We start from the raw sequence: 7495 nt of genomic DNA, 5'->3' as shown, positions 1-7495 counted from the left end.
CGGCTAAAGTAGCGAATAAAATAGCCAAATTGAGAAAAAGCCGAGGTTCAACGCTTTGGCTTTTATAGTAGATAAGAAAAGAGGCCCTGAGCTGCTCAGGGCCTCTACCTATTTATTGATCTTTTCGGTTTAGCTTGCTTTCAAGTTTAGCTAATTGAGATTTCGCAAATTCGCGTCCGCCAATACCAAATGAGATAGCGAATGCGACCATGAGACCACCTAGAATTAATAGGAAGCCAATATTAACGATGGTTTTCGCGAACTGTAATTGATCTAGTGTCATGAATACGGCAAAAACCATAACCACGTATTTTACGATTTGTGCTGAGAATGGACTGTTTGTGTATTTCGTAATCCAGTTGCTTAATAGATTAGCAAGGAATAGTCCACCACCTAGAATTAATAGAGCACTTAATAAGAATGGCAGGTAACCAATTAGTGCATCACCAATGGTGTTCAGAACCTCTAGTTCTAGAACGTTTAGTGCTTCTACTGTAAAGAACAGAACAATTAACGCTTTAACAACTGTTCCTAGTAATTGAGCTAGATCAACGTTTGGTTTGTTTTCACTGTTTAGTCCAAATGATTCATAGATGTTATTGATACCAGTTCCTTGTAGTAAGCTAGTTAATAGGTTGCCTAGTAGTTTTGCTAGATAGTAACCAACGATTAGTAGAATAATCGCAACAAAGATATTTGGAATCATAGATAGAACGTCGTTTAATACAGCTTGAATTGGCTCTGAAATCGTTTGGATTTCTAGCGCTTCAAGTGCGATTGTGATAATTGGAATTAAATGATAATATAGATGATATTAGCTAGAACGTTTGATAGAGTCGTTTGAACCTCTGCTCCACCAGAGTTTTTAGGGCTAATTTTGTTAAACCAATCATCTAAATTTAAGCTTCTGAAGAATTTCTCGAAAAGTTCTTTGATGAGTTTAGCAATGAAGATTCCGATAACTAATATGATGGCTGCGGCAATGAGGTTAGGGATAAATCCAAGAAGTTTGTCCATCATATTGGAAATAGGTTCGGAGACTGAGCTCATGTTAAGAGCGTCCAATATAGCGGGTAAAAATAAATGAATACTAGAAAATAAATGACTTTACCAGCACTATCTAGTAAGCTTTTTCCGTGATTTTCGTCTCTGACCATTGGTGTTTTACCTAATCCTTTGTGTAAACCCATTTTGACGAAAAGTTTTTGTACAATATTTTTGGCTACAACTGCGACGATCCAAGCTAATAATAAAAGTAGTAATGCAGCAATCACATTAGGAATGGCTTGGATTAAATCGCTAAGCATGCTTTGAAACGATGATGTTAAATCGTTCATGCAATCCTCTCCTTTATGTTTTTTATATTGCGATATATTTTTATATAACCTAAAGTCATATTGTTAAACATTTTGATGAAAAGTAGGTGAAATTGTTTTGAAACAAGTCAATTTTATACCAAACCAAATTGCAAACTGTGTGATGAAATTAAAGAGATGCTTGAAACCTATAAGCTCATGTATGAATTTGAGATTGTCGAACAAAATATTGAGCAGGATGATCAGTTATTAAATAAGTATTTTTAACGATTCCAGTTGTTAAAGTGAATAATCAAGAACTTGATGTATCGGAGCTAAATGCGGGCTCGTTAGATGATTTGTTGAAGGAAAACTTAACAGAATAAAATGTTTGCAAGCTAGATGGTGTTTTGCTATTCTGTTGTTAGAATATTTTTTTGCCCTACGCGGGACAAAAAATGACTACCTAAAGGACAAAAATGACCAAGAGGGCAGGTGATGGGATCTGAATAAACTTTATCAGTTTCAAAAAATGCTTATTCCGGACTTGTTAACCGTGATTGATCAGCGTTATCAGATCTTAAAGATGATTCATCTGCATGAACCAATTGGTCGCAGAGCATTAGCTGATCAGTTAAATAAAACGGAAAGGCAAATGCGTAGCGAAATTGAGCTTCTCGATGAGCAAGGGCTTGTTGAGATTACGAGTAAAGGAATGTGGGTGAGTGACCATGGCAGGTCCATCGTTGAAACTTACCCAGACATTATGCGTGAAATCTCAGATCTTGAAAACTTAGAAGCTCAACTGTTAAAAGTTCTACCAGTTGAAAAGGTGAAAATCGTACCTGGAAATGCGGATCAAAACAAAGACGTTAAAGAATTACTTGGTCAGGCTGCAGCGGACGAATTGCAGCAAAGGCTGAGTGACGATTCCATTGTAACCGTAACAGGTGGATCGACGATGGCTGCGGTTGCAGAGAGTCTAAACCCAATTGACCAGGTTCGGCCATTATTTGTTCCAGCACGAGGTGGCCTTGGCGATATGCATGAATACCAGGCCAGTTCTATCTGTGTTCAAATGGCTAAGCGAATGAATGGTAGTTATCGCTTACTTTATGTCCCAGATACAGTGGGCAAAGATATTTATTCAAAAATGATCGAGGAGCCAGCTGTTAAAGATGTGATGTCTCTAATTCAAAGGGCCGATATCGTCATCCACGGAATTGGGGATGCGTTAAAGATGGCTCATCGCCGTCAAGCCGATTCTTCTCAGGTGAATTTATTAAAAGAAAATTCCGCTGTAGGGGAAGCTTTTTGGTTATTACTTTGACCAAAACGGGAAAACTATACACCAGTTAAACTCTATCGGTATGACAAAAGACCATTTGACAGATGATAAGACCGTTATGACGGTAGCGGGTGGAGCAAGTAAGAGTGAAGCAATTTCAGCCTTTTTTTAAATGGGGTTCAACAGATGTGTTAATTATAGATGAAGCAATTGCTCGAGATTTATTGACACATTCATGATTATATATTTTATAGGAGGTTTTTATAGTGGCAGTAAAAGTAGGTATTAATGGTTTTGGACGTATTGGACGTCGTGTGTTCCGTGCAGCACTTACAAATGATGAGGTAGAAGTAGTAGCAGTTAATGACTTAACAGATGCGAACATGCTAGCTCACTTATTAAAATATGACACCGTTCATGGTGAACTAGATGTTGACATCGAAGCAAAAGAAGATGCCATTCTAGTTGATGGAAAAGAGGTTAAAGTTCTTTCTGAACGCGACCCAGCAAACCTTCCATGGGGTGATTTCGGGGTAGAGATTGTGATTGAATCTACTGGTCTATTCCGTAGCCGTGAAGATGCTCAAAAACACATTGATGCTGGTGCGAAGAAAGTCATCATCTCAGCCCCTGCTAAAGATGAAGATTTAACAGTTGTTATGGGTGTTAATGATGACAAGTATGACAAGGATAGTCATCATATCGTATCTAACGCATCATGTACGACAAACTGCTTAGCACCTGTTGCAAAAGTGTTAAGCGACAAGTTCGGTCTTAAGCGTGGAATCATGACAACAGTACACTCTTATACAAATGACCAACAAATTTTAGACTTACCACATAAAGATTATCGCCGTGCGCGTGCTGCAGCTGAAAACATTATCCCAACAACAACTGGAGCAGCTGAAGCAGTTGCAAAAGTACTTCCAGAAGTAAACGGTAAATTAACAGGTATGGCAATGCGTGTTCCAACTCCGAACGTGTCAATTGTTGACTTAGTTGCAGAGTTAGATAAAAATGTATCAGTAGAAGAGCTAAATGCAGCGCTTAAAGAATCAGCTGAAAATGAATTAAAAGGAATTTTAGACTATACAGATCTACCACTAGTATCAAGCGACTATAATGGTAGCCCATTCTCTTCAATCGTTGATGGTGATTCAACACTAGTTATTGAAGACAACATGGTTAAAGTCGTATCTTGGTATGACAACGAATCAGGTTACTCAACTCGTTGTGTAGACTTAGCGGCTTACATGGCAAAACAAGGTCTGTAAGTTTTTCGAATGAATGGTTGAATATTGGTAAAATATAGGGAGGGACATTGACTTGTTCCTCCCTATTTTCTAGAATTTTGTCGAAACAAGAGGTAAGTTTTGCTATATTAGTTACATAAAGAACTTTTTGGAGGTTTTGACATGCGCAAAATGACGGTAAAAGATGTGGATTTAAAAGGTAAGCGAGTATTGTGCCGTGTAGATTTTAATGTGCCTTTATCAAAAGGAGACATTTCAGATGATACACGTATTCGTGCGGCTTTGCCCACGATTCAATATTTAGTTGACCAAGGGGCACGTGTGGTTCTAATGAGTCACTTAGGTCGTCCAGGCGGGGAAGTCGTAGATGATCTACGTTTAGATCCGGTTGCTCAACACTTGAGTAATTTACTTGAACAACCTGTTCTTAAAGCAGACGAAGTTTACAGCCAGGAAGTCGTAAATGAAGTGAATAGTTTGGATAACGGACAAGTTTTATTATTAGAAAACGTTCGCTTCCATCCAGGTGAGAAGAAGAATGACGAAGAACTCTCCAAGCAGCTAGCGTCATTAGGTGACGTTTATGTGAACGATGCATTTGGTGCGGCTCACCGTGCTCATGCGTCAACAGAAGGGGTAGCCCATCACTTACCAGCTGTGTCTGGCTTTTTACTTGAAAAAGAAATTAAAGTACTAGGACAAGCGCTTGAAAATCCTGAGAGACCGTTCACAGCGATTATTGGTGGAGCGAAGGTTAAAGATAAAATCGGTGTCATCGATCATTTATTAGATAAAGTCGACCACTTACTAATCGGCGGTGGATTGTCTTATACATTCATAAAAGCGTTAGGACACGAAATCGGTAATTCTTTATTAGAAGAGGATAAAATTGACCTTGCTAAAGAATTTATACAAAAGGCGAAAGACCAAGGTGTTTCATTACATTTACCAGTAGATGCGATAGTTGCGGATGAATTTTCAAAAGATGCCAACACAAAAGTCGTCCCAATAGAAGAAATCCCAGCTGACTGGGAAGCATTAGATGTTGGACCAAAGACAGTCGATAAATTTAGCGACATCATTAAAGATTCTAAATTAGTGATTTGGAACGGACCGATGGGGGTATTTGAATACGAAGCATTTGCGAACGGAACTAAAGGTGTCGCTGATGCATTAGCAGAAACTGAAGGATATACCGTAATTGGTGGAGGCGACTCTGCTTCAGCTGTTGAGAAATTTGGTTATGCTGAACAAATGGATCACATTTCAACAGGTGGCGGAGCTTCACTTGAATTTATGGAAGGTAAAGTACTTCCGGGATTAGCAGCATTAAACGAAAAGTAATTTTAAAACAGAGGTGAAAACATGAGAAAACCAATCATTGCAGGTAACTGGAAAATGAACAAGCTCGTTGCTGAAGGTGCGCGATTTGTTGTTGATATTCGCGAGAAAGTTCCAACGAATGAAGACGTTGACACAGTTGTTTGTGCACCGTTTGTTCATATCCCATTTTATCAGAAGCGGCTAGAGACTATCACGTTAAAATTGGCGCACAGAACATGCACTACGAAGAAAGTGGCGCTTTTACAGGTGAAGTTAGTCCTAGCATGCTAGAAGATCTACTCGTTGATTACGTGGTGATCGGCCACTCAGAACGCCGTCAGTATTTTAACGAAACAGATGAGTCTGTTAACAAAAAGACATTAGCAGCTTTTGAACATAACCTACTTCCGATAGTTTGTGTGGGTGAATCGTTAGAGCAGCGTGAAAACAATGAAACGATGAGCTTTGTGGAAGGCCAGGTTCGTCAGGCGCTAGATGGTTTATCTGATGAACAAGCTAAACAAGTCGTTATTGCCTATGAACCAATTTGGGCTATTGGTACAGGAAAAACGGCGACGACCGACCAAGCCAATGAAGTATGCGCTCACATCCGCCAAGTAGTTAAAGACCAATTCTCAGGAGAAGTCGCTGAGGAAGTTCGCATTCAATACGGTGGAAGTGTGAAGCCAGAAAACATTGAAGAACTTCTTGGTCAGTCAGATATTGATGGGGCTCTAGTAGGTGGCGCAAGCTTAAAAGAAGATTCATTCTTAAAATTAGTGGAGGCTGGTCAGAATGCCAGATAACAAACTTGCAGCTTTGATCATCTTAGATGGTTTTGCGTTTCGTGAAGAAGACCACGGAAATGCAGTTAAACTAGCGAGTACTCCTAATTTTGACCGTTATTGGAATGACTATCCTCACTCGACTTTAAAAGCTTTTGGTGAAGCAGTAGGACTTCCAGAAGGTCAAATGGGTAACTCGGAAGTTGGCCACTTAAACATTGGTGCAGGCCGCATTGTTTATCAAAACTTAACACGTATTAATTTATCGATTAAGGACCGCGAATTTCATCATAATGAGGCCTTTGTTAAGGCATCTAGTCATGCGAAAACAAATGACGGTGCCCTCCATATTTTGGATTGTTATCTGATGGTGGGGTGCATAGTCATATTGAGCATATATTTGCCTTACTTGAAATGGCAAAAGAGCAGAAAGTTGAAGACGTCTATGTTCACGCATTTTTAGATGGACGCGATGTGGGACCAAAAACAGCGGTTACTTACTTAGAAGACTTACAAGCGAAAATGGATGCATTAGGTATCGGCAAGCTTGCAACTGTGTCTGGCCGTTATTATGCTATGGACCGTGACAACCGCTGGGAACGTGTAGAGAAAGCGTTCCTTGCAATACGTCAAGGTAAAGGGCCGACCTCACAAAATGCGATTCAATCCGTTAAAGACTCCTATGAACAAGATGTGGTCGATGAATTTGTTGAGCCATTCGTGATGGTTGATGAAGCAGAGGAGCCTGTAGGTACGGTACAAGACGGAGACGCGATTATTTTTGCGAACTTTAGACCTGACCGTGCGATGCAGCTAACGGATGTATTTTCGAATAATCGATTAGATGTTTTTGAAGAGACTTACGAACCTTTAAATAACCTAGAAATGGTCACGTTGACTCAATATAGTGAGGACTTAGACGTTCATATAGCTTACCCACCAAATATGCCGAAAAATACAATCGGTGAAGTTGTGGCGAACGAAGGGCTTACTCAGCTTCGCATTGCTGAGACAGAGAAGTATCCTCATGTGACTTATTTTATGAGTGGTGGACTTGATCAAAAGTTTCAAGGTGAAAAGCGCATTTTAATTGACTCACCGAAAGTCGCAACATATGACTTAAAGCCAGAAATGAGTGCGTATGAAGTCACAGATGCGTTATTAGAGACGTAGATACAGAACCAACTAATTTAATTATCTTAAATTTTGCCAACCCAGATATGGTTGGACATTCAGGAAAAGTCGAACCAACTGTTAAAGCAGTTGAAGCGGTTGATGAATGTCTAGGAAAAGTGGTTGATAAAATAGTTGAACTAGGCGGTCATGCAATTATTACAGCAGACCATGGGAATGCCGATCAAGTTTTAAATGAAGATGGCAGCCCAATGACGGCTCATACTACTAACCCTGTTCCAGTTATTGTGACGAAAAAAGACTTAGAGCTTCGTGACGGAGGAATTTTAGGCGACCTATCGCCAACATTATTAGATTTATTGGAGATTAAGAAGCCAGACGAAATGACAGGCCAATCGTTAATTAAATAACTAACCG

Annotated in this window: 7 protein-coding genes and 3 pseudogenes; 7 read left to right on the top strand and 3 right to left on the bottom strand. The window is 39.6% G+C overall.

The features are described 5' to 3' along the window. Window positions 1-112: 112 nt before the first annotated feature. From JCM13188_RS19545 to JCM13188_RS19535, 3 genes are read right to left on the bottom strand one after another with little or no spacing between them, the layout of a single operon-like run. Window positions 113-736: a mechanosensitive ion channel gene (locus JCM13188_RS19545; protein WP_279401909.1), complete on the bottom strand. Its 624-nt coding sequence runs from the start codon at window positions 734-736 to the stop codon at window positions 113-115. 56 nt (window positions 737-792) lie between these two features. Continuing rightward, the gene (locus tag JCM13188_RS19540; RefSeq protein ID WP_279401905.1) at window positions 793-1050 is read right to left on the bottom strand and encodes a mechanosensitive ion channel family protein; all 258 of its coding nucleotides are present in this window, start codon (window positions 1048-1050) and stop codon (window positions 793-795) included. After that, window positions 1047-1337, bottom strand: a complete 291-nt coding sequence (locus JCM13188_RS19535) for a mechanosensitive ion channel family protein (RefSeq protein ID WP_279401904.1) — start codon at window positions 1335-1337, stop codon at window positions 1047-1049. Before JCM13188_RS19535 ends, JCM13188_RS19540 begins: the two co-directional genes overlap by 4 nt. Window positions 1338-1457: 120 nt before the next feature. Between JCM13188_RS19535 and JCM13188_RS21370 the strand changes: the two are divergent. The 7 genes and pseudogenes from JCM13188_RS21370 to gpmI form a co-directional block, all read left to right on the top strand. Then, window positions 1458-1583, top strand: a pseudogene (locus JCM13188_RS21370) (glutaredoxin family protein); the annotation flags it as partial. A 244-nt stretch (window positions 1584-1827) separates the two neighbouring features. Beyond that, complete coding sequence (locus tag JCM13188_RS14250) at window positions 1828-2625, top strand: sugar-binding transcriptional regulator (protein WP_279401903.1); 798 nt, start codon at window positions 1828-1830, stop codon at window positions 2623-2625. Window positions 2626-2665: 40 nt separating this feature from the next. After that, entirely contained in the window at window positions 2666-2755 is a 90-nt protein-coding gene (locus tag JCM13188_RS21365; RefSeq protein WP_369405063.1) for a hypothetical protein, read from the top strand. A 94-nt stretch (window positions 2756-2849) separates the two neighbouring features. Further along, complete coding sequence (gap, locus tag JCM13188_RS14245) at window positions 2850-3857, top strand: type I glyceraldehyde-3-phosphate dehydrogenase (protein ID WP_054754683.1); 1008 nt, start codon at window positions 2850-2852, stop codon at window positions 3855-3857. 141 nt (window positions 3858-3998) lie between these two features. Beyond that, window positions 3999-5180: a phosphoglycerate kinase gene (locus JCM13188_RS14240; protein ID WP_054754682.1), complete on the top strand. Its 1182-nt coding sequence runs from the start codon at window positions 3999-4001 to the stop codon at window positions 5178-5180. Between the two features lie 21 nt (window positions 5181-5201). Next, window positions 5202-5965, top strand: a pseudogene (tpiA, locus tag JCM13188_RS14235) (triose-phosphate isomerase). Next, window positions 5955-7488, top strand: a pseudogene (gpmI, locus tag JCM13188_RS21360) (2,3-bisphosphoglycerate-independent phosphoglycerate mutase). The pseudogenes tpiA and gpmI overlap by 11 nt, the downstream one beginning before the upstream one ends. Window positions 7489-7495 lie beyond the last annotated feature (7 nt).

It is taken from the genome of Piscibacillus salipiscarius JCM 13188, from assembly GCF_001311865.1.
In the GTDB taxonomy this organism is placed as follows: Bacteria; Bacillota; Bacilli; order Bacillales; family Alkalibacillaceae; genus Piscibacillus; species Piscibacillus salipiscarius.
The sequence above is the reverse complement of the archived record's forward strand: the minus strand, read 5'-3'. Positions and strand labels throughout refer to the sequence as shown.

What these genes read in the sequence shown, in the direction of transcription:
- JCM13188_RS19540 (WP_279401905.1), bottom strand. Translation starts at nt 1,050, where the DNA reads ATGAGCTCAGTCTCCGAACCTATTTCCAATATGATGGACAAACTTCTT.
- JCM13188_RS19535 (WP_279401904.1), bottom strand. Translation starts at nt 1,337, where the DNA reads ATGAACGATTTAACATCATCGTTTCAAAGCATGCTTAGCGATTTAATC.
- JCM13188_RS14250 (WP_279401903.1), top strand. Translation starts at nt 1,828, where the DNA reads ATGCTTATTCCGGACTTGTTAACCGTGATTGATCAGCGTTATCAGATC.
- JCM13188_RS21365 (WP_369405063.1), top strand. Translation starts at nt 2,666, where the DNA reads ATGACAAAAGACCATTTGACAGATGATAAGACCGTTATGACGGTAGCG.
- JCM13188_RS14240 (WP_054754682.1), top strand. Translation starts at nt 3,999, where the DNA reads ATGCGCAAAATGACGGTAAAAGATGTGGATTTAAAAGGTAAGCGAGTA.